This window comes from Arthrobacter sp. TB 23 (assembly GCF_000294595.1).
In the GTDB taxonomy this organism is placed as follows: domain Bacteria; phylum Actinomycetota; class Actinomycetes; order Actinomycetales; family Micrococcaceae; genus Arthrobacter_D.
In genome coordinates, this window is sequence record NZ_ALPM01000021.1 from 113,569 (window position 1) to 134,053 (window position 20,485).

16 protein-coding genes are annotated in these 20,485 nt (G+C 64.0%); 11 read left to right on the plus strand and 5 right to left on the minus strand.

Features of this window, described 5'->3' with window-relative positions:
- Nucleotides 1–99 precede the first annotated feature (99 nt).
- The 3 genes from B384_RS0102540 to B384_RS0102550 are packed head-to-tail and all read left to right on the plus strand — an operon-like array spanning nucleotide 100 to nucleotide 3,560.
- The gene (locus tag B384_RS0102540; RefSeq protein WP_019481576.1) at nucleotides 100–1,239 is read left to right on the plus strand and encodes a GuaB3 family IMP dehydrogenase-related protein; all 1,140 of its coding nucleotides are present in this window, start codon (nucleotides 100–102) and stop codon (nucleotides 1,237–1,239) included.
- 49 nt (nucleotides 1,240–1,288) lie between these two features.
- Nucleotides 1,289–3,013 (plus strand): glycerol-3-phosphate dehydrogenase/oxidase, encoded by a 1,725-nt coding sequence (locus B384_RS0102545; protein ID WP_019481577.1) that lies wholly within the window; start codon nucleotides 1,289–1,291, stop codon nucleotides 3,011–3,013.
- A 55-nt stretch (nucleotides 3,014–3,068) separates the two neighbouring features.
- Nucleotides 3,069–3,560, plus strand: a complete 492-nt coding sequence (locus B384_RS0102550; protein WP_019481578.1) for a PTS sugar transporter subunit IIA — start codon at nucleotides 3,069–3,071, stop codon at nucleotides 3,558–3,560.
- Nucleotides 3,561–3,594: 34 nt separating this feature from the next.
- Here the strand turns inward: B384_RS0102550 and B384_RS0102555 are convergent, their stop codons facing one another.
- Nucleotides 3,595–5,361, minus strand: a complete 1,767-nt coding sequence (locus tag B384_RS0102555) for an ABC transporter ATP-binding protein (RefSeq protein WP_019481579.1) — start codon at nucleotides 5,359–5,361, stop codon at nucleotides 3,595–3,597.
- A complete protein-coding gene (locus B384_RS0102560; RefSeq protein WP_019481580.1) occupies nucleotides 5,354–7,075 on the minus strand; it encodes an ABC transporter ATP-binding protein in 1,722 nt (573 codons plus the stop codon). The genes B384_RS0102555 and B384_RS0102560 overlap by 8 nt, the downstream gene beginning before the upstream one ends.
- A 130-nt stretch (nucleotides 7,076–7,205) precedes the next feature.
- Here B384_RS0102560 and B384_RS0102565 point away from each other — a divergent pair, with 130 nt between their 5' ends.
- The 4 genes from B384_RS0102565 (at nucleotide 7,206) to B384_RS0102580 (ending at nucleotide 14,250) form a co-directional block, all read left to right on the plus strand.
- Nucleotides 7,206–8,042, plus strand: a complete 837-nt coding sequence (locus B384_RS0102565; protein WP_019481581.1) for an SURF1 family protein — start codon at nucleotides 7,206–7,208, stop codon at nucleotides 8,040–8,042.
- Nucleotides 8,039–8,527, plus strand: coding sequence for a DUF3817 domain-containing protein (locus B384_RS0102570; RefSeq protein ID WP_019481582.1), 489 nt, complete (start codon nucleotides 8,039–8,041; stop codon nucleotides 8,525–8,527). The genes B384_RS0102565 and B384_RS0102570 overlap by 4 nt, the downstream gene beginning before the upstream one ends.
- Before the next feature lie 149 nt (nucleotides 8,528–8,676).
- Nucleotides 8,677–10,227: a glutamine-hydrolyzing GMP synthase gene (guaA, locus tag B384_RS0102575; protein WP_026040912.1), complete on the plus strand. Its 1,551-nt coding sequence runs from the start codon at nucleotides 8,677–8,679 to the stop codon at nucleotides 10,225–10,227.
- 123 nt (nucleotides 10,228–10,350) lie between these two features.
- Entirely contained in the window at nucleotides 10,351–14,250 is a 3,900-nt protein-coding gene (locus tag B384_RS0102580; RefSeq protein ID WP_019481584.1) for a DUF4011 domain-containing protein, read from the plus strand.
- Between the two features lie 97 nt (nucleotides 14,251–14,347).
- On the opposite strand, the gene B384_RS17490 is transcribed toward B384_RS0102580, so the two are convergent.
- The 3 genes from B384_RS17490 to B384_RS17495 all read right to left on the minus strand — a co-directional run bounded on the left by B384_RS17490 (nucleotide 14,348) and on the right by B384_RS17495 (nucleotide 16,224).
- Nucleotides 14,348–15,049: an RcpC/CpaB family pilus assembly protein gene (locus B384_RS17490; protein ID WP_019481585.1), complete on the minus strand. Its 702-nt coding sequence runs from the start codon at nucleotides 15,047–15,049 to the stop codon at nucleotides 14,348–14,350.
- Nucleotides 15,050–15,141: 92 nt separating this feature from the next.
- On the minus strand, nucleotides 15,142–15,495 hold the full coding sequence (locus tag B384_RS0102590; protein ID WP_019481586.1) for an FmdB family zinc ribbon protein: 354 nt from the start codon (nucleotides 15,493–15,495) through the stop codon (nucleotides 15,142–15,144).
- Between the two features lie 93 nt (nucleotides 15,496–15,588).
- A complete protein-coding gene (locus B384_RS17495; protein WP_083850807.1) occupies nucleotides 15,589–16,224 on the minus strand; it encodes a 5-formyltetrahydrofolate cyclo-ligase in 636 nt (211 codons plus the stop codon).
- Nucleotides 16,225–16,312: 88 nt separating this feature from the next.
- On the opposite strand from B384_RS17495, the gene galU reads away from it, so the two are divergent.
- From galU to B384_RS0102615, 4 genes are all read left to right on the plus strand, one after another.
- A complete protein-coding gene (gene galU, locus B384_RS0102600; RefSeq protein ID WP_019481588.1) occupies nucleotides 16,313–17,209 on the plus strand; it encodes a UTP--glucose-1-phosphate uridylyltransferase GalU in 897 nt (298 codons plus the stop codon).
- A gap of 10 nt (nucleotides 17,210–17,219) precedes the next feature.
- Nucleotides 17,220–17,900: a GNAT family N-acetyltransferase gene (locus tag B384_RS0102605; protein WP_019481589.1), complete on the plus strand. Its 681-nt coding sequence runs from the start codon at nucleotides 17,220–17,222 to the stop codon at nucleotides 17,898–17,900.
- A 28-nt stretch (nucleotides 17,901–17,928) separates the two neighbouring features.
- Complete coding sequence (locus B384_RS0102610) at nucleotides 17,929–18,948, plus strand: hypothetical protein (RefSeq protein WP_156808939.1); 1,020 nt, start codon at nucleotides 17,929–17,931, stop codon at nucleotides 18,946–18,948.
- A gap of 61 nt (nucleotides 18,949–19,009) precedes the next feature.
- Nucleotides 19,010–20,203 (plus strand): phosphotransferase, encoded by a 1,194-nt coding sequence (locus B384_RS0102615; RefSeq protein ID WP_237715210.1) that lies wholly within the window; start codon nucleotides 19,010–19,012, stop codon nucleotides 20,201–20,203.
- Nucleotides 20,204–20,485: the final 282 nt, after the last annotated feature.

Genomic DNA, 20,485 nt, shown 5'->3' on the forward strand with positions numbered 1-20,485 from the left:
CTGGTGGGTGGAGCCCCCTAATTCAGGGCGAAAGGCCGGCTGAATGCCGGGAAACCCGCCGCGGAGTCCTTGCGTGTCGCCCTGGGATAACCTTGTCAGGTGACTAACGAGATTGAAATTGGCCGAGGCAAGCGCGGACGCAGGGCGTACTCCCTCGATGACGTAGCGGTGGTTCCGTCCCGCCGCACCCGTGACCCCCATGACGTGTCCGTGCAATGGCAGATCGACGCCTACCAGTTCGAAATGCCAGTCATCGCCGCACCGATGGATTCCGTGATGTCGCCGGAGACCGCCATTGCCATGGGGCGGCTGGGCGGTCTTGGCGTGCTCAACCTTGAGGGTTTGTGGACCCGCTATGAGGATCCCCAGCCCATGCTGGACGAGATCGCGAACCTGAGCACCGAGAATTTCAGTCCGGCGGCCACCCGCCGGATGCAGGAAATTTACAACGCGCCAATCCAGGAGGGCCTGATCACCAGCAGGCTCGCCGAAATGCGCGAGGCCGGGGTCACGGTGGCCGGCTCTCTGACACCCCAACGCACCCAGCAGTTCTACAAGACCGTCCTCGCCGCCGGGGTCGATATCTTCGTGATCCGTGGCACCACGGTCTCCGCCGAGCACGTCTCCAAGGACGACCGACCCCTGAACCTCAAACAGTTCATTTATGAGCTCGACGTCCCGGTCATCGTCGGAGGAGCCGCCGGTTACACCCCGGCGCTGCACCTGATGCGCACCGGTGCTGCCGGCGTGCTGGTCGGGTTTGGCGGGGGTGCGACGACGACGACGCGACGCGCCCTGGGCATCCACTCACCGCTGGCTTCGGCCATTTCGGACGTAGCAGCCGCACGGCGGGATTACATGGATGAATCAGGCGGTCGCTACGTGCACGTGATCGCGGATGGCGGGATGGGTGCCAGCGGTGACATCGTCAAAGCCATCGCGATGGGTGCCGACGCGGTCATGCTCGGTTCGGCACTGGCCCGCGCCGAGGAAGCGCCGGGACAGGGCTGGCACTGGGGCCAGGAGGCTCACCACGACGAACTACCCCGCGGCGACAGGGTCAAGATTGGCACGGTGGGTCCGCTCAAGGAGGTGCTGTGGGGGCCGTCGCATCACACGGATGGAACCTCCAATGTGATTGGCGCCCTGCGCCGGGCGATGGCCACCACCGGCTACTCGGACCTCAAGGAGTTCCAGCGGGTGGAAGTAGTTCTTTCCCCCTACATTTCCAACGGCTGATTGCTAAGGTTGGGGGACGTAGTATCGAACCCGACGAAGGATCGCCGCCATGTCATCAGGAGCACTGAGCCCGAAGAACCGTGAAGACGCGCTAGCAGCGTTGAAAGCCACCTCGGAGTCCGGTAGGGAGTTGGACATCCTGATCGTAGGCGGCGGCGTCGTCGGCGCTGGATCGGCGCTCGACGCCGTGACCCGCGGACTGGACGTGGGGATGGTTGAAGCCCGCGACTGGGCATCAGGCACTTCCTCACGGTCATCGAAGCTGATCCACGGTGGTCTGCGGTACCTCGAAATGCTCGACTTCGCGCTGGTACAGGAGGCCCTCAAAGAACGCGGCCTGCTGATCCAGCGAATCGCACCGCACCTGGTCCGACCGGTACCGTTCCTCTACCCGCTCACCAAGCGGTTCTTCGAGCGCCCCTATGTGGGTGCCGGAATCTTGCTGTACGACACCATGGGCATGACCTCAGGCAACTCGCGGGGCGTCCCCATGCACAAGCACCTTTCCCGTCGCGGGACCCTCCGGGCCGCCCCCAGCCTTAAAGAAGACGCAATGGTGGGCTCCATCCGCTATTACGACGCCCAGGTGGACGACGCGCGGTATGTGGTCAACATGGTGCGGACCGCAGATCACTACGGGGCCAAAGTCGCCAACCGGGTGACGGTAGTAGATTTCCTCCGCGAGGGTGAACGTGTGGTCGGAGCCCGCGTCAAGGACCAGGAAACCGGCGAACAGTTCGACATCCGCGCGAAGCAGGTCATCAATGCCACGGGCGTCTGGACCGACGAAACCCAGGCTATGGTCACCGACCGCGGCCAGATGAAGGTCAGGGCCTCAAAGGGCATCCACCTCGTCGTTCCGCGGGACCGCTTCCAGTCCACAGTGGGACTGATCCTGCGCACCGAGAAGTCCGTCCTGTTCGTTATCCCCTGGGGTCGTCACTGGATTATCGGAACCACCGACACCGACTGGGACCTGGATAAGGCGCACCCGGCCGCGTCCTCCAAGGACATCGACTATATCCTGGAGCATGTCAATAAGGTGTTGCGCCGCCCGCTCACCCGGGAAGACGTCGAGGGTGTGTACGCCGGGCTGCGGCCGCTCCTGGCTGGCGAAAGTGACTCCACGGCGAAACTTTCACGGGAGCACGTGGTCGCGCACCCGGTTCCGGGCCTCGTGGTCGTCGCTGGGGGCAAGTGGACCACCTACCGGGTGATGGCCAAGGACGCGGTGGATGAGGCGACCCGGGCACTGGACGAGCGGGTCCCCGCCAGCTGCACCGAAACCGTCCCGCTGCTGGGCGCTGAAGGGTACAAGGCGGCCTGGAACAAGCGTGCCAGGATGGCTGACCAGTCGGGTGTCCACGTGGCACGGGTGGAACACCTCCTGCAGCGCTATGGGAGCCATGCGGAGGACATTCTCGCGCTGATCCGCGAGGACAGGAGCCTCGGCGAGCCGTTGCCAGGGGCAGATGACTATCTTGGAGCTGAAGTGGTCTACGCGGTAACCCATGAGAACGCGCGCCATGTCGACGACGTCCTCACCCGCCGCACCAGGATCTCCATTGAATCCTGGGACCGTGGCGTGTCGGCGGCTCCTGATGTCGCGTCGCTGATGGCGCCGTTCCTCGACTGGAGCGACGCCCAGGTCGACCGCGAGGTCAAACACTACCTCGCCCGGGTAGAAGCCGAGCGGCTGAGTCAGGAGCAGCCCGACGACGTCCTGGCAGACAATGCCCGGATGGGAGTCGAAGATATTGTCCCGCTAAGCTAGGACCGCGGTCTGGACGCCGTGCCGCCTGCCCAACGCAACCCGCGAGAGGTCTACCATGACCGAGCGATCCCTGGAATTCACCGATGCCGTTTTGACCACCCCTGATCTGGTGATCCTGGAGATGGTTGCCGCCGACAAGGAAGCGGCGACGGAACAGCTTGCCACCAAACTGTTCGAGGCGGGGCGTATCTCGCAGCTCGAGGGATTCCTTGCGCAGGTCAATTCGAGGGAACACCAGATGGCTACCGGGCTGCCGGGTGGGGTAGGGCTGCCGCACGCGCGCAGCGACTACGTCACCCAGACCAGTATCGCGGTGGGCGTCACCAAATACGGCCACAGCCTCGACTTCGGGGCAGTGGACGGGCCGGCGACGCTGGTCCTGCTGATCGCCACGCCGTCGCAGTCCTTCTCGGAACACCTCGAGGTGCTGGCCACGCTGGCGCGGTCCCTGTTCAAGGAGAACTTCAGGGAATCACTCAGGCGTGCCCACGACACCGAGGTAATCGCCGAGTTGATCAATTCCTCGCTGGTGTTCTTCGACCACTGAGCCGTCTGCGAGAAGCCCGTTGTCATGGCGGTCGTCATTCGGACCGCCATGACTTCCACAACGCCGCATAGGAACCATCAAGGGCGAGCAGCTCATCGTGCGAGCCGAGCTCGGTGATGTTGCCGTTCTCCACGACGGCCACCCGATCGGCGTCGTGAGCCGTATGCAGGCGGTGGGCAATGGCCACCACGGTCCGCCCCTCCAGCACCGCGTTCAGCGAGCGTTCCAGATCGCGGGCGGCCTGCGGATCGATCAATGAGGTTGCCTCATCCAGGACCAGTGTGTGCGGGTCGGCGAGGACCAGCCGCGCGAGTGCAAGTTCCTGGGCCTGGGCTGGGGTTAGCTCGTGCGCGCCGGAACCCACTTCGGTTTCGAGTCCGAGCGGTAGGGCGCGTGCCCAACCCAGCGCCCCGACGTCGTCCAGGGCCTGTTCGAGTTGCGCCTGCGTCGCATCGTCCTTACCGAGGCGGATGTTGTCCGCCAGGGATCCGACAAACACATGGTGTTCCTGAGTGACCAGTGCCACCTCACGGCGCAGCGCGTCGAGGGGACGATCAACCAGGGGCACGTCTCCGACGGTGACCGAACCGGCGGTGGGCGGGTGAATCCCGGCAATCAACCGTCCCAGGGTGGACTTACCAGCGCCTGAGGGCCCGACCATTGCCAGCCGTTCCCCCCGACGCAACTGCAGATCCACACCATGCAGGACGTCGTGGCCGGGGCGGTAGGCGTACCGTGCCTTGGATACGAGGATGTCGTCGTTCAACGGCTCATTATCGGTGGCGTGCCGATCCGGCCGAACCTCCTTGATCCCTACGATGCGCGCCAGCGATGCGGCACCCACCTGAATTTCGTCGGTCCACATGATCAGGAGATCCACCGGATCAATGAGCCGCACGGCAAACAAGGCAACCGTTGCGACGACGCCGGGGGTAACGACGTCGATGGAGGCGAGCCAGCCGCCCCAGAGCAGTACACCCGCCACCGGCAGCCAGAAGGCAAAGTCGGCTGCCGGGAAAAGCACAGTGCGCAGCCAGAGGGTGTACCGCTCGGCCCGGTAGCTGTCCGTCAACGCTCCATCGATGCGGTCCCGGCGCAGCGCACCCAGCCCAAGAGCGTCCACCGTGCGGGCGCCCTCGATGGTTTCGGTGATCGAGCCGTTCACGACGGCGTAGGTTTCCCGTTCCTTCTGGTAACCAGCCGAGCTTCGCTTGAGGTACCACCGGGTCACCGGATACAGCACGGGGAGGCCGACCAATAGAGCCAGTGCGAGGATCGGCGAGGTGATCACCGCTGCGCCGATGGTCAGCAGGATGGTCACTATCGACACCACCACCTGGGGCACACCGAACCGCACAGTGTGGGAGACGGCGTCGACGTCGTTGGTGGTGCGGGATACGAGGTCACCGGTTCCGGCCTTTTCCACGGTGGACAACGGCAGCGAGGTGACCTGTTTCATGAAGTCCTCGCGCAGTTCGGCGAAAACCGTTTCCCCGAACACCATTCCGGCCCGGACGGCCAGTCGTCGCAGGAGGGCCTGAACAATCAGGAACCCCAGCATGACCAGCGAAATGACCGCAATATAGTCCGAAGTGGTTCCCTCGACCACGGCGTCGACCACTCGACCGAGTAGTACTGGTCCCACCAGTCCGGCGATGGCAGACCCAACATAAAGCGCAATGACGCGGGAAAGTCCGCCGCGGTGGTGCCTGATTAGCCGCGCGGCTTCGGCTCGAACCTGGATCGGGTCCGCAACCGGAAGCTTCCCGGTCGGGTCGGGAGCGGCAGTTGTTTCACTCACTTCGGATTACCACGTTTCGGTAGGCGGGCTGGCTGGTCAGCAGTTCCAGGTGCGTTCCTTCAGCGGCCACACGGCCATCCTCAAGGTAAATGACGTGGTCCATGACGCCGAGCATCAGCGGGCTGGCCGTCACCACAACCGTGGTCTGGTCGGCGCCGCCCCGCAGGCCCTTCAGCCGGGCAGCGATCCTGGATTCGGTATGGGCATCGACGGCGCTGGTCGGTTCGATCAGCACCAGCGTCTCGGCCTCAGTCAGCAGGGCGCGAGCGAGGACCAGGCGCTGACGCTGCCCACCCGAAAAGCCCCTGCCGCGCTCGGTCACCTCGTGGTCCAGGCCGTCGTCGATTCCGTCGAGGATGTCCAGTGCACTGGAGGCGTCCAGGGCGGCAAGGATGCGCGTGTCATCATGCCTCGCCTGTGGATCCAATTCGGAGCGCAGGGAGCCGGTGAAAAGCTGGGGGTTCGCCTCGCTCACCACGATCCGCTGGCGGATGTCCTGCAGTGCGATGTTGCGTAACGGTTCGGCACCCCAGCGGACTTCGGCGAGGTGGAGCACCTCGTCCTCAAACCGGCCCAACCGGGTTGCCAGATCGGCTGACGCGGCGGTGTCCACCGACACCACCGCGGTCATCCGACCGGGGTGGATTAGCACGCCGGTGCTGGCGTCGAGCAGCGTAGCGCCGGGGGGTGGTGCTGGGGAAGTGGTGTCCCTGTCAGTTACGTCGGGTTCGACGACGAGAACGGCGATGATCTTGCGGGCACCAACATGTGCCCGGATGAAGCGGGCCACGCTGTCGGCAGCCGCGCGAATCGGAGTCATGAGGAAGATCGAATAGCCGTAGAGCGCCACCAGCTGTCCCGGCTCGATCTCGCCCGCGAGGGCCAGATTGGCGCCGACCCAGGTGAACAGCACGCTGAAGGCCCCGGCAATGAATACCTGGGAAGCTTCGAGATCGGCCAGGGAGTACGCAACACGGATGCCAGAGTCCCGGGTTTTCGCGGAGTGCTGACGGTAGCGGTTCACGAAAATGTGCTCACCGCCGATTCCCCTGAGCACCCGGAGCCCGGCCACCGTATCGGCGCCGACGGCGGTCATCTTGCCGGACGCTTCGCGTTGTTCACGCTGACGGGCCTGGAGGGGGCGGACCACGAAGAGCAGGAGGCCGCAGCACGCAGGAACACCGATCAGGACGATCAGACCGAGCAGGAGGGAGGTTTGTGAAATGAGCACACAGACCACCAGCCAGGCCATGATGGAGCCAGCCAGCCGGGCCGATACCGCGTAAATCTCGCCCAACCGGGTGGCGTCCGAGGCCGCAGTTGAAACCACCTCACCGGTGGAGAGCCGCCGCGGCAAAGCATCCCCGGTACGGGTGATCTTGTAGCCGATCAAACGGATCGAATGGAAGGCCGCCTGCAGCCAGCCGCTGATTGCCGTGCGGTGCTCGAGAGTGCCTGCGACTGCCTGCACGACGGTCAGGAGGATCAGGACGCCCACCCACAGCAGGAGCCGGTCGAAGTCGCCGGCCACCACGCCTTCATCGATGGCCCGGCCCAGCACATAGGGCATCACAGCCTGGGCGACCATCCAGGCAGTGCCGAACACTACTCCGGCCAGAAGCGTTGCTTTTTGCTTCGATGCGAGCCAGAGCAGATAGCGGGAAGGGGAGCGGAGGTCCGGAGGGCCGGGGTCAGGGTAGGGATACGAGCGCACGATCAACCATCCTAGCGCCTTCGCACCCAAGTGGTAGACACTTCCCAATCACTAAATTGCCCACTGCTGACCGGCTGGGAATTCTCGGGTGCATTCGGTTTTCTACACGGTGACGAAGTACCGTTAAGGTGTGCTCAAAACCGCGCTGAAACCCCGTTGGATCCTTTCACTGATCCTCGCCATGGTGATTGCGGGAGTCTTTGTGCTTTTGAGCCAATGGCAGTTCTCCAACTCGTCCGGTGAAGCGCCGCCCCCAGAGAGCGCCACCGAGCAGGTACAACCGCTAACCGACGTTTTTAGCCCGGGTGTCCCCATGACAGCGCCGGTCGCGGACCAGATGATCACCATGGATGGCGAGTTTCTCGCTGACACCACGGTGTTGGTGCAGGATCGGCTTCAGGAAGACCGGGCGGGGTTCTGGTTGATCTCGGCCTTTGCGGTCGATCAGGGGACCACGGTGGCGGCGACCGGTTTCGACGAGCAGACAGTAATTCCGGTGGTGCACGGTTGGATCGCCGACGCCACAGCGGCGATTGAGGTGCCTGAGCTGGTAGGTCCAGGCTCCGTGATCGGGCGGCTGCTTCCAGCTGAGGGCCCGGTCGCCGAGCGACCAGTCGCTGGCCAGATTCCCACCCTCGCGACTGCCGACCTCACCAACCGGTGGGACCGGGCCATCTACTCCGGCTTCGTCGTCTCAACAAGCACCACGCTGGCTGGAGCGCAGCAGGCACCCGAGGATCCACTGGAGGTCGTCACAGTCGGTCCCCAGCCGCAGGAGACCCCGCTGAACTGGCTGAACATCTTCTACGCCGTGGAATGGTTTGTCTTTGCCGGGTTCGCCTTCTTCCTCTGGTGGCGCCTGGTGGCTGATGATTACCGGCGCACCCTCGAAGAAGCAGAAGATGACGAGGCGGAAGAAGTCGCCCCGTCCGAGCGTGAAACAACTACGAATGAGGTACGACAGTGAGCACGCCAGACGTCAACAAATCCATCGACGGCAGAGCTGGTACCGCTAAGAAAACCAAGCGACGGTTCGGCGGCACCCACGCCCAGATTCTCTCCGCCGTGAAGTTCTACAAGGTGCTGGCCTACGCCACCGGGATCATGCTGCTGCTGGTGGTCGTGGAGATGATTGCCGCCTACGGCATGCAATCCCACATCATGATCGGCGGACCCGAGGGGCTGCTGTCCCTGACTGACAAGGAGTTCTCGGATTCCGCCGAAGGGTTCAACTTTTCCACCACTGTGCTGATCGTGCATGGCTGGATGTACGTGGTGTACCTGATCGCTGATTTCCGGTTGTGGCAGATGATGCGCTGGCCGTTCAAACAGTTCCTGGTGATGGCCCTGGGTGGGGTTGTGCCGTTGCTGTCCTTCATTGTTGAACGCCGGATCCACCGTCAGGTAGAGCAGGAGCTCGCCGCCCACCCCGAGGCAGCGTCTCGGTACTAGCGATATCGGGCCGTCGCAATGTGCGGTCGGGTGCCCATGGCGACTATTGTTGATGCGTGACTATTCCCGCACCCGGACCCGGAGTTTCAGGCCAAGCCGAAGCCACCGCCACCCCCCTCGAGGAGACCTCCGAAACCAGCCACCGGCCGGTGCTGGTGGTGGACTACGGCGCCCAGTATGCCCAGCTCATTGCCCGCCGGGTCCGTGACGCGGACGTTTACTCCGAGGTGGTGCCGCACACCCTCAAAACAGCCGATCTGCTGGCCAAAAACCCGGTGGCGATCATCCTGTCGGGCGGTCCCTCGAGCGTCTATGCCGAGGGTGCACCTCGGGTTGACCCCGAGCTGTTCTCGGCAGGCGTGCCCGTCCTGGGAATCTGCTACGGCTTCCAGGCCATGGCCTCAGCCCTGGGCGGTACGGTCGCGAAGACCGGGCTTCGGGAGTACGGCTCCACCAACGTCGCAGCGTCCGGCGTCGGGGGATCGTTGCTCGACGGTGTCCCCGAGCACCAGAACGCCTGGATGAGCCACGGCGATAGCGTTCAGGCCGCACCCGATGGATTCGAGGTTCTGGCCAGCACCGCTGGTGCCCCGGTTGCTGCCTTCGCCGACGAAAAACGGCGCCTCTACGGCGTGCAGTGGCACCCTGAAGTGAAACATTCGGACCACGGGCAGCAGGTGCTGGAAAACTTCCTGTTCAAGGGCGCACGGCTTGACGCCAACTGGACCACCGGCAACATTCTTGAAGAGCAGGTAGACCGCATCCGCGAGCAGGTGGGGGACGCGCGCGTCATCTGCGGGCTCTCCGGAGGGGTTGACTCCGCCGTCGCCGCAGCCCTGGTGCAGCGGGCAGTGGGCGACCAGCTGACCTGCGTATTCGTGGATCACGGTCTGCTCCGCGAGGGGGAAGCAGAGCAGGTCGAGCGTGACTTCGTTGCTGCGACCGGCGTCAACCTCTACGTAGCCAATGAACAAAAGCGGTTCCTGGACGCACTGGCTGGGGTCAGCGATCCTGAAACCAAGCGCAAGATCATCGGCCGCGAGTTCATTCGCGCTTTCGAGGAAGCCGAGCGGGCGATCATCGCCGAGGCTCAGGCACACGGTGAAAAGATCCGCTTCCTGGTGCAGGGCACCCTTTACCCCGACGTCGTTGAGTCCGGTGGCGGCGAAGGTGCTGCGAACATCAAGAGCCACCACAATGTGGGGGGTCTTCCCGAGGACCTGCAGTTTGAACTCGTCGAACCCCTTCGTGCCCTGTTCAAGGACGAGGTCCGGGCGGTCGGCGCGCAGCTTGGGCTGCCCGCCGAAATTGTGGGTCGACAGCCGTTCCCCGGCCCAGGTCTGGGAATCAGGATTGTCGGCGACGTAACCCAGGAACGGCTTGACCTGCTGCGCCGGGCAGATGCCATCGCCCGTGCGGAACTGACAGCGGCCGGACTGGACAACGAGGTCTGGCAGATGCCCGTCGTGCTGCTCGCCGACGTTCGGAGCGTCGGAGTGCAGGGTGACGGTCGAACCTATGGGCATCCGATCGTACTCAGGCCCGTGTCTAGTGAAGATGCAATGACCGCCGATTGGTCCCGCCTGCCGTTTGACCTGCTCGCCCGGATCTCCAACCGCATCACCAATGAGGTAGAGGGAGTGAACCGGGTGGTGCTAGATATCACCAGCAAGCCGCCAGGCACCATCGAGTGGGAGTAGTCCGACCCCGGTTGGGAAGGGTATTTGACCGTCCCCGGTGTTGCGGCCCCGCCGTGACCACCCTTGTCGGATAGCTTGGAAGGCATGCCCATCTGGTCGAGATCGTCGAAAATAACCGCAGAAATGGAGACCACCGTGTCAGTGCAGGATCCCGGGGACTCCGCTGGGAACTTCCTCCTGCCGTGGCTCAAGCAGCTCGGCGCCCACGCGGGTGCCGACACCCTGCTGCACTTCTCACCTGCGTCGGCCAACAGCATCGATCTCACGCACGCCCACCCCTCGGGTCTCGCCCAGCTCCTTGCTGGCCGTCGCACCCGGCTGTCCACTCTCCTCCGGGACCCGGGTCAGTACGCGGCTGCGATGAAGGCGGCACGGGTCCTTCGGGCGAAGATCTACGAGGTGGGCACCGAGCGCGGTATCGACGTCGGTTATCTCGCTGCCGGGACCGCCGCCTGGCGCAGCGTCGACGACGACGGCCGGTCCGAGTCGCTGACCGCGCCGGTTCTGTTGACCTCTGTTTCACTGACGGTTCATGCGTCCCAGGACGACTACGAACTCCAGCTCACCGAGCATGCGCGGCTTAACCCCGCGCTGGTGCGCCACCTGCGGTCAGCACAGGGGGTGTCGTTCGACCCCGAGTCCGTCGCCAAACTGGCCTACGGCACAGCGCGCTTCGATCCGTTGCCGGTCCTGGACAAGCTCCGTGCACTGACCGAGGGTGTGCGTGGGATGGCCATCGAGCACCATCTCCTCGTGTCCACCTTTGCCGATCTCGCTGACGTCGCCGACGATCCGGCCATCCGCTCCGACCATCCCGTGCTTGCAGCCCTGGTGGATGCGGCAAAGGAGGGACAGCCCGCACTTGCGGCACCGGACGCCCCTGAGCTGGCAACACCGATTGATGAACGTCTGCCAGCCGATGAACTGCTGATCAGGGATGCCGACTCTGCGCAGCAGCAGGTCCTGGACCAGATCATCCAGGGACGGTCATTGGTGGTGTCGGCACCCCCAGGATCAGGCCAGACCCAGACCGCGCTCAACGCCGTTGCGGCTCTTGCCGAGCAGGGCAAGAGCGTCCTAGTGGTGGCTGAGCGTCGCGGTACCCTCAACGAAGTGGTCCAGGAACTGGACACACTGAATCTTGGCTCGCTGGTCCTCCAGCTCAATGCCAACATCAACGAGCAGCAACTCAAAGACCAGCTGATCCGGGCGATCGTGCGGAACGAGAAGGCGACGCGGCCCGAGCTGGACGGACTCCACCAGACTCTGGTCGATCACCGCCATCAGCTGCAGGACCATGTGAGGTCTCTGCACAACGTGCGAAGCCGCTGGGGTTGTTCGCCCTACCAGGCAATGCAGTCGCTGGCGGAATTGACCTCGTTGAATCCCTCGCCGGCAACAACGGTTCGCCTGCTCCGTAGCGTGATGGACAGCATCCCCGACCGCGTTGAGCTCGCTGGCCGGCTCCGCAGGGCAGCAGAACTGGGCAGCTTCAGCGCCTCGGCCGTCGAGAGTCCCTGGTACGGCGCCAAGCTGCTGAACCGTAAGGAAACTGAGCGTGCACACGAGCTGGCCGTCGACCTGGCCCGCGACATCCCGCTGCTTCGGGAAAAGGTGCTGCGGGTAGCCGATCATTCCCAGATCAGTCTCGGCGGTTCGTTCACCGAGTGGGGAGAGCAATTGGAGCTCCTCGCAGCGGTCCGGGCAAGTCTCGACAAATTCACGCCAGATATCTTCGACCGGCCGGTCACCGACCTCATCACCGCCACGGCCTCATCGTCCTGGCGTCGCGAGCGCGCCATCGAGATGAGCTCGATGACCCGATCGCGGCTTCGCAGGGTGGCAAAGGAATATGTTCGCCCCGGTGTACACATCGCCGACCTGCACACTTCCCTGGTGGAAGTGCAGCAGCAGCGGACGCTCTGGACCCGGTACGCGACGACTGAACGGCACCCCTCTGTGCCGACGGGTCTCGCCGAGATCAACAACTTCCACCACAAGATCCGCCGGGAACTGGACGAGCTCACCAAAGTACTTGCCACGACCCCCGGCCATGTTGACCTGGCCGCTATGCCGCTGGAAGAGCTGGGCCAACGCCTCGCCGAGCTCGCCAAGGACAGACAAACCCTCGCAACCCTGCCGGAGCGCACCCTGCTGCTCGACGAAATGCGTGAACGTGGGTTGGGCGAATTGCTCGACGATCTGGCGCGGCGCGAAGTAGGCGCGCGTCAGGTGGGATCCGAACTGGAACTGGCGTGGTGGCAGTCTGCCCTCGACGCCATGATCAGCGGTGACGACTATCTGGCAATGTCCGACGGCGAGAGCCTGCGCCGGCTCGAAGCGGACTACCGTCTGGCCGACAATGCGCACATCGCTTCAGGTCCAGGACGGCTCCGGTTTGCCCTCGCTGAACGCTGGCGGACGGCGCTTGCGGCGCATCCCGCGGAAGCGGAGAAGCTCCGGGAACTGCTCCGCACAGGAACCCTGGATCTCGCTGGGCTCAGCGCCCAGGATGACGACCTGGTGACCGCCCTCATGCCGGTTTGGGCGGCGAGTCCCCTCATGCTTCCGATGGTGCTACCAGCCGACAAGACCTTTGACGCGGTCATTGTTCTGGATGCCGAATCAATCTCCCTGCAGTCGGCCGTTCCGGCTCTGGCGAGGGCAACCCAGGTCATCGCTTTCGGCGATGACCGCCTCGGTGGACCCCAAAGCTTCAGCGTCGGCGCTGGAGCCGAGTCACCTCAGGAAGCCGACCAGCTCACCAGCGCCTACTCGGCACTCTCTGGCATCTTCCCCACCAGTCCGCTGAGCGTGGTTTATCGCGGCGTCGACAAGGCCTTGACCGGGTATCTGAGCGACACCTTCTATGACGGCCGGCTCTCCCGGCTACCTCATGGTTCGGAAGTTTCGGGTACCGGCCGGGCCCTCACCGTCGACTATCTACCAGACGGCACCGGAATGCCGAGCGCCGATCAGGCTGGTGTGGAAAGCGTTGCGGCCGAAGTCAGCCGTGTCGTGGAACTGGTCTTCGAACACATCCGACGCCGTCCCAGCAGTTCGCTGGCAGTGGTAACCGCTAGCGCCCGGCACGCAGGGCGGGTAGGCCAGGCGATTAGACAGCGGATGGCAGAGCTGCCCTGGGCGGCTGACTTCTTCGCCCCGGGCAAGGAATCGTTCCGAGTGGTCCCGGTCGAGCGGGCCGCGGGCCTCACCCGGGATTGCGTGATCTTCTCCCTCGGCTTCGGGCGGACCCCGCACGGCAGGGCACTGCATAACTTCGGCCAGCTGTCCGGCCCCGATGGTCGCGGTCGGTTCGTCACAGCCATGACCAGGGCGCGTCACCAACTCCACATTGTTACGTGCTTCCTCCCAACGGACCTCGACCCCACCCGGCTCGACAATGGAGCGTTGGATTTCTTCGGTCTGCTCGAGCGAGAGCTGGGGGAGGGGACCGGAGAGACCCCGGATCCGTCAGGGGAGCCCGCAGCACCGGTGAACCCAGATCCGCTGGTCGCGGATCTGGTCAATCGACTTCGCGACCGTGGTGCCCACGTGCTGGATCACTATGACGGTGTTCTTGACATCGTCGCCACAGCGGGGCCGGGAACAGTAGGTAAGCCGTCCGACGAGTCAGGTTCGGGCATGCAGGCGCCACCGATCGCTATCGAATCCGATGGGACCGAAAGGTACCGCACCATGACGGTTCGGGAGCGAAGCAGGCTTCGCCCCCAACTCCTTGAGCGGATGGGGTGGCGGTACATGCCCCTCTGGACCATCGAGGTGTTCACCGACCCGAACGGATGCGCTGATCTGATTGGACGCTATCTGGGGTTGCCCGAGGTGACCAGTGGACGACATTCAAACTCACAGAGCGGGACGAGCATGAGCGGAACAGGCCAGGCAAGCCACGACAGTGTCCTGCCCAAGCGCGCTGCAGAGGATGAGGCCGATTCATGGGGTGAACGCGACGAGTCCCATGAAGCGTGGTTGAAGGACCAGCGTCCCCCGCACTGGGACTGACGGTCCTGACTGGCGGCCCTGGCAGCCGAACCAAGGACGCCGTGCGCTAGCGCAATGTCCTCGCCCGTGCCCTAACTCGATGGTCTAACTCGATGTCCTAGCCGGGTGGTGCGCCGGTCAGCACCAGATGAACGTTGCCGGTGCTGGAGGCGCCCGCCAGGGCTGCGGCGTCTGCCGGTGCTGCGGCAACCACCACGAGCCCTTCGCTCTCAGAGTTGCCCGGCCAGACGCCCGATGGGCCGCTGCTGGGGGCAGCCGAGGTCCACAGCACCGGCAAACCCCGAGCCAGCACGGTTGTGTCACCAGGTACATCGAAGCCATTCCCCGTGCTGAGCACCACTTCCACATAGTGGCCGGGGGACAGCAGCTGGACCGTTGACGGGTCCGACGGGCGTAAGGGTACCGCGACGGTGCCTGCGGGTGCGCCGGTGAGCAGCCCTGATCCGACAAAGGCGGTGGGGGTGAGAACGAAGCCGTGCGGCAGGGGAGTGGCGAGCTGTTCACCCACTACTTCGCTCGGGTCGGCGAAGGACGCGGACATGACCGCCTCGGCCGGCAGTTCAACAATGGTCAGGTGGGCGGCAGTGAGAACGGTACCCACCGGGAGATCTGCCGCCGCCGCAACAACGCCGACGCGGGTCTGCTCGGGAGGGATCAACGCCTCCACGGCCACTGCCGTGGCCAGGCAGAACAGCATTGCTGCCAGGAGCCTGCGGTTTCGGAACACGAACCGCCCGACGCGGTGCGAGGACTCCCCGGCTCGTTGGGGGTGCCGTGGTGGATGTTTGCCAAGGGCCATCCACAAACGTTAGAACCGCCTTGGGAGCACGAGGGGCGCTTCGCCTGCTATGTGGATAAGGCCACTGTGGCAGACGGTGTTCAGCGGTGTCCCTAGCTGGCGGCCGCGGTGGTCTTTGTCGCCGGTGCTGACTTGGTGGGGGCCGGGGAGGCGTCCTTGCCCGGGCCTGTGGTGCTGGGTTTATTCTCGGAGCTGCTGGACGACGATTCAGAAACCGAGCCGGTGGACGCGACGGAATTGCTCGCACCGACGTCGACTGACTTCTTGCTGTCGCGGGAATCATTGCGGTAGAAACCGGACCCCTTGAAGACAACCCCCACGCTGTTGAACTTTTTCCGAAGCGATCCGTCGCATTCAGGGCAGACGGTCAGGGAGTTATCGGAGAAGGCCTGGTGAATGTCGAAAGCGTGTTCGCAGTCTCTGCAGGCGTATGCGTAAGTAGGCAAGAAAATCCTCCTGGACAAGCTGTGTTCTTGGGGATCGGTCACCCAAGTCGGTTCGACTGGCACTCTAAGGTCCCGAGTGCTAAGTCTACACCGCTACACTGCAGGGCTCAGCCGGTGGAACGCGGAGGGGGTGAACGCGCCGCTGAGCGGCATGTCGAGTTCGGTCTTGGCAAGCGACCGCTTCGGTAACAGTTCGTGTTCATAGAGATATGCTGCCGCCGGGAGGTCCGGCACCACCGTCCGTGCCTGGGCAAGGAACCGATCGTAGTAGCCGCCGCCCTGTCCCAGGCGGGTGCCGGTGTGGTCGACCGCCAGTCCCGGCACCAAAACGAGGGAGGGCGAGCCATGACGGTCCAGTAGCTCGGAAAAGCTGAAGCGTTCACCTACAGGTTCCATCAGGGGCGCGCGAGGGCTGCGGCGCAGTTCGGCGTCGGCGCTCCACTGGCACCAGGACAGCTGATAGTCAGGCTCGCAGATCGGCACGACGACGTCGTATCCGTCGCGGGTTAACGCGTCAAGGAGCCGCGCGGTCCCTGGTTCAGGGTCCATTGATAGGTAGGCGGCGATCAAACCGCCGTGGGGGCCTGACGATGCCTGCAGCCGTTGTAGGACCTGCTGAGCCAGACCAGCAGCCGAGCGGAGACGCTCTTCGTTGGACATTTCTCGGCGCCTGGAACGAAAGAGCTGCCTGGCATTTTGCTTTTCCGCCGCCGTCGTAGTGTGTCCCATACCGGCACACACTACCGAAACCGACCACTGTTAGCCTCCCGCTGCCAAATGTCGCTATAAGCGGACTGACGTTATGTAGGGTGGTGTCATGAGCTCACGAGTGAACAAGGCTGTCATCCCCGCTGCGGGACTTGGCACGCGGTTTCTTCCCGCCACGAAGGCGATGCCCAAAGAAATGCTTCCGGTAGTCGACAAGCCGGCGATCCAGTATGTGGTCGAAGAAGCAGTCCATGCCGGTATGACCGACATTCTGATGATCACCGGACGCAACAAGCGTTCGCTGGAGGACCACTTCGACCGGGTGCCATTTATTGAGCAGACCCTCGAGGCGAAGGGCGATCACGAAAAGCTCGCCGCGGTCCGTCGTCCATCGGAGCTCGGGGATATCCACTACCTCCGCCAAGGCGACCCGAAGGGTCTCGGACACGCAGTGCTCCGTGCGAAGCTTCACGTCGGCAACGAGCCATTCGCCGTCCTGCTCGGCGATGACCTGATCGACGAGCGGGATGTTCTCCTCAAGACCATGATTGAGGTACAGGAAAAGACCGGGGGGTCAGTGATCGCGCTGATCGAGGTTGACCCTGAGCAGATCAGCGCCTACGGCTGCGCCGACATTTCAGCCATCGACGGCGAAGAGTATGTTCGGGTCAGCGAACTGGTGGAGAAGCCAGCGATTGACGAAGCTCCATCGAACCTGGCAGTCATCGGTCGCTATGTCCTGCACCCGCGGGTCTTCGACGTTCTGGAAACCACCGGCCCCGGCCGCGGCGGTGAAATCCAGCTGACCGATGCGCTGCAGACTCTTGCCTCAGCCGACGGCGAAGGATCAGGCGTATACGGAGTGGTGTTCCGTGGACGCCGGTATGACACGGGAGACAAGCTCAGCTACATCAAGGCCGTGGTCACCCTCGCGTCGGAGCGTGAGGATCTCGGCCCAGACCTCCAGGACTGGTTGAAGAGCTTCACCAACAACCTCAACGGCTAGCCTGTACCCAGTGAGCGGGCAATTCACCTGGCCGGTGACCCTTGAGACCGACGATCTGGTCCTCAGGCCCGTTCGTTTTCGAGACAAGCGGGAATGGTCAGCGGTCAGGCAACGCAACGCTGACTGGTTGGCGCCTTGGGAGGCATCAAATCCCGCCCCGGGCGGCTACCTGCCGAGTTACACCGAGATGGTCCGGTCGTTGAAGAAACAGGCACGGAGCGGCTCCGCGTTACCTTTTCTGATCACTGAACGCAGCTCTCACCTCCGGGAGACCGCCATTGTCGGCCAACTCACGGTTTCGACGATCGTTTGGGGGTCGGCGATGAGCGCCACTCTCGGCTACTGGGTGGACCGGCAGCGCGCCGGCCAGGGCATCGCCCCCACCGCAGTTGCCCTGGTGACCGACTACTGCTTCCGGAGCCTGGGACTCCACCGGATGGAAATCAACATCCGGCCGGAAAATTCGGCGAGTCTACGGGTCGTCGAAAAACTGGGATTTCGGGACGAAGGGCTGCGCGAGAGTTACCTGCACATTGCCGGTCAATGGGCCGACCATCGCAGCTTCGCGCTGACCCACGACGAGGTCCCCGACGGGCTACTGGCACGCTGGAAAAACCAGGTGGCCCGTAGCCACCGGGACACGGCAATTCACCAACCCGGGGACGACACACCGCCGGCAATACTCACCTGATCAGGGTAAACAACCTACGGTTTTAGACGTGGACTTCTCTATGAACAGCTCGGTGGTGCTCGCCGCTATTGTCGGCCTCTGGCTGATCTGGGTTGCCCCCTACGTTCTTCGTATCCGCCGCCCGGCCCTGTTGGTTGAGCCGGTGGCCACCTCCGCCCTAGTTTCATCAGCAACAGCCGAGAGCAAAGTCTCTCAGGGGAGCATTATGGAAATGTCCGGCCACACCACCGACGCCGCTGGCACCATGGGCGGCGGAGCAGCCCCCAAGGCCTACTCGCCCCAGGGTCGGCTCACCATCCGGCGCGGGCGCAGCTCCATTGCCGCCATCGCTGCTGTAGCGCTTCTAGCGGCCGTCGTCTGCATACCTCTCGCCGCCCTCTCCCTGGTGCCAGCACTGGTACCTGCTGGAGCCTTCGTGCTGTTCCTGCTTGCGGTAGCAGGACTCCGGGTCCTCGCTGTCCGCGATCGGCGTCGTAAGCTCGAGGCGGCATTCGCAGACGCCATGTCCCACCGGACGACTGACCTGCCTCCCCGGGCACAAGCGTTCGCCGCCCCGGCTGTTCCCGCCCCGCGGCGGGAGACCAACCTCTTCGACGCCGAAACAACGGGCCCCGCAGCAGAGAGCTCTCCTAACGAGCAGGGGGCGACGACGGGCACAACCGGCACCGCAAACCTGACTGCCACCGAACTGCGCCAGGCAGCCCTCGCCGTCGCCGCCAGTGCCACCGTTACGGAAGCAGCCAGCGCTGATCCCCACAGTTCCGTCTCACCCGACGCTGAGGCGACTACCGAATCCGCAGGAACACCCTGGCAGCCCGTTGAGGTGCCCAAGCCCATGTATGTTGCAGCCGCAAAGGCACAGCGGCAGGCTCCAGCCCCACTGGAGCTCCCTGCTGCTCCCAAGGCACAGGCCAAAACGACCCTGAAACAAGGAGCAGCTGCGCCCGCAGTAGCCAGTCCTGACACGTCATCGGGAAGCAACTCAACCGCCAACCCCACCACTGGCAGGATGAACCTGGATGACGTCCTACAGCGTCGTCGGGCCTGATTCTTCCCACCCAAGGCAGGGGGCCGAGGCGGCCCAACTGCGTTTGCTTGAGGGAGACGACGTGGCTGAGCCACTTCGTCTCGCACTCGCGACGTTAGGACGACGACCCACTCACTGGTCACTGGAACAGGTTCACCACCGTCCCGGGGCCGGGGCAACCGGAATATATCAGGTGCAGGCGGAAGCCGAAAACGGCGAACTCACCACAGATTTTCTATGCGTCAGCACCGCGCCACTACCTGCCGACATCCCCGCAACGGTGCAGCTCAGCGGACCCGACGACACCACGTTAACGGTGTGGCTACACCCTAACGATCCGCTGCTACCCGGGCTGCCGTGGGCGTGCGATGCCCGAAAAGTGGGCGAAGCGTTGTTCCTGGACAGCCAATCAACCGGGTCGTTACCGGAGGGCGTTCCGGTGCTGGCGACGGTCAGCTACCGTCCCCTCAGACGGGCAGTCCTCACCGCAGACCTGGCCGGCCAGCGGCGTTATCTGAAGGTTCTCCGGGCCGGTCAAGCAGCCCAACTCGCCGCACGTCATCAAATGCTCAGGGCCGCGGCGATACCCGCCCCGTCACTCATCGACGTTCCGGCACCCGATGTGCTGGCGATGCACCCAGCTGCCGGCACCCCGCTTGCTGAACAACTCATGCGCGACGGTGCGGAGTCGCTGAGCCCGAAGACCCTGGTCGAGTTGCTGCGCCGGCTGCCAGCCGAAGCGATGCAGCTGCCGGAGCGGCCAGCCTGGTCGGCACGGGTCCGCGACTACGCCAAGGGAGCTACCGCCGTCCTACCGGGCGAAGCGACACGAATCTCGGAACTCGCCGAACGGGTGCACAGTCTCGTTGCATCAAGCCCTGCCGGCCCCAAAGTCCCGTCGCACGGCGACTTCTATGAAGGGAATCTGTTGGTTTCGGGCGGCAACGTGTCAGGTCTATTGGACGTTGACGCGCTGGGCCCCGGGTACCTGGTGGACGACCTGGCCTGCTTCATCGGGCATCTTGCGGTCTTACCGGCCCTGGACAGCCGTTACCAGCATGTCCCCGCGGCTCTCAACCGGTTCCTGGCAGTATTCGACGGCGAAGTGAACCCGGCCGCGCTTCGTGGCCGTGCTGCAGGCGTGGCGCTCACTTTGGTGGCCGGCGCCAAACACAGGGCGACCACCGCGGATCCGACGTCCTGGAGAGCCGACGCACTGAAGCGGCTCTCCATCGCGGAGACCCTCGCCAACGAAGCGTTGACGCTTGAAAGCTGACTGATTGTGAGAGGTCTCATAATCAGTCCTTCTCGTCTCACAAACGCCGTGCACAGTGGTCATATAACCAGCTGCTGAGGATCCCGAAAGGACCCCACCGACCAGAAGCCAAGTACCTCCCGATCCTGGCTCCAGTATCAACAGGTTCCGGGAGGGGATTTGCACAGTGTCGGACTGCGACGACGAGGGGGACGGTGCCATCGGCGAAGGCGGCGGTGCCTTGCTGGGCCCGTGGGGACTTCATCCCTGAATATCACCACTCAAGATGAGACCCACATGAGA

Excerpts from the sequence above, each read along its gene's own strand:
- B384_RS0102545 (WP_019481577.1), top strand. The coding sequence starts at position 1,289 with ATGTCATCAGGAGCACTGAGCCCGAAGAACCGTGAAGACGCGCTAGCA.
- B384_RS0102550 (WP_019481578.1), top strand. The coding sequence starts at position 3,069 with ATGACCGAGCGATCCCTGGAATTCACCGATGCCGTTTTGACCACCCCT.
- B384_RS0102580 (WP_019481584.1), top strand. The coding sequence starts at position 10,351 with ATGGAGACCACCGTGTCAGTGCAGGATCCCGGGGACTCCGCTGGGAAC.
- B384_RS17490 (WP_019481585.1), bottom strand. The coding sequence starts at position 15,049 with ATGGCCCTTGGCAAACATCCACCACGGCACCCCCAACGAGCCGGGGAG.
- B384_RS17495 (WP_083850807.1), bottom strand. The coding sequence starts at position 16,224 with ATGGGACACACTACGACGGCGGCGGAAAAGCAAAATGCCAGGCAGCTC.
- galU (WP_019481588.1), top strand. The coding sequence starts at position 16,313 with ATGAGCTCACGAGTGAACAAGGCTGTCATCCCCGCTGCGGGACTTGGC.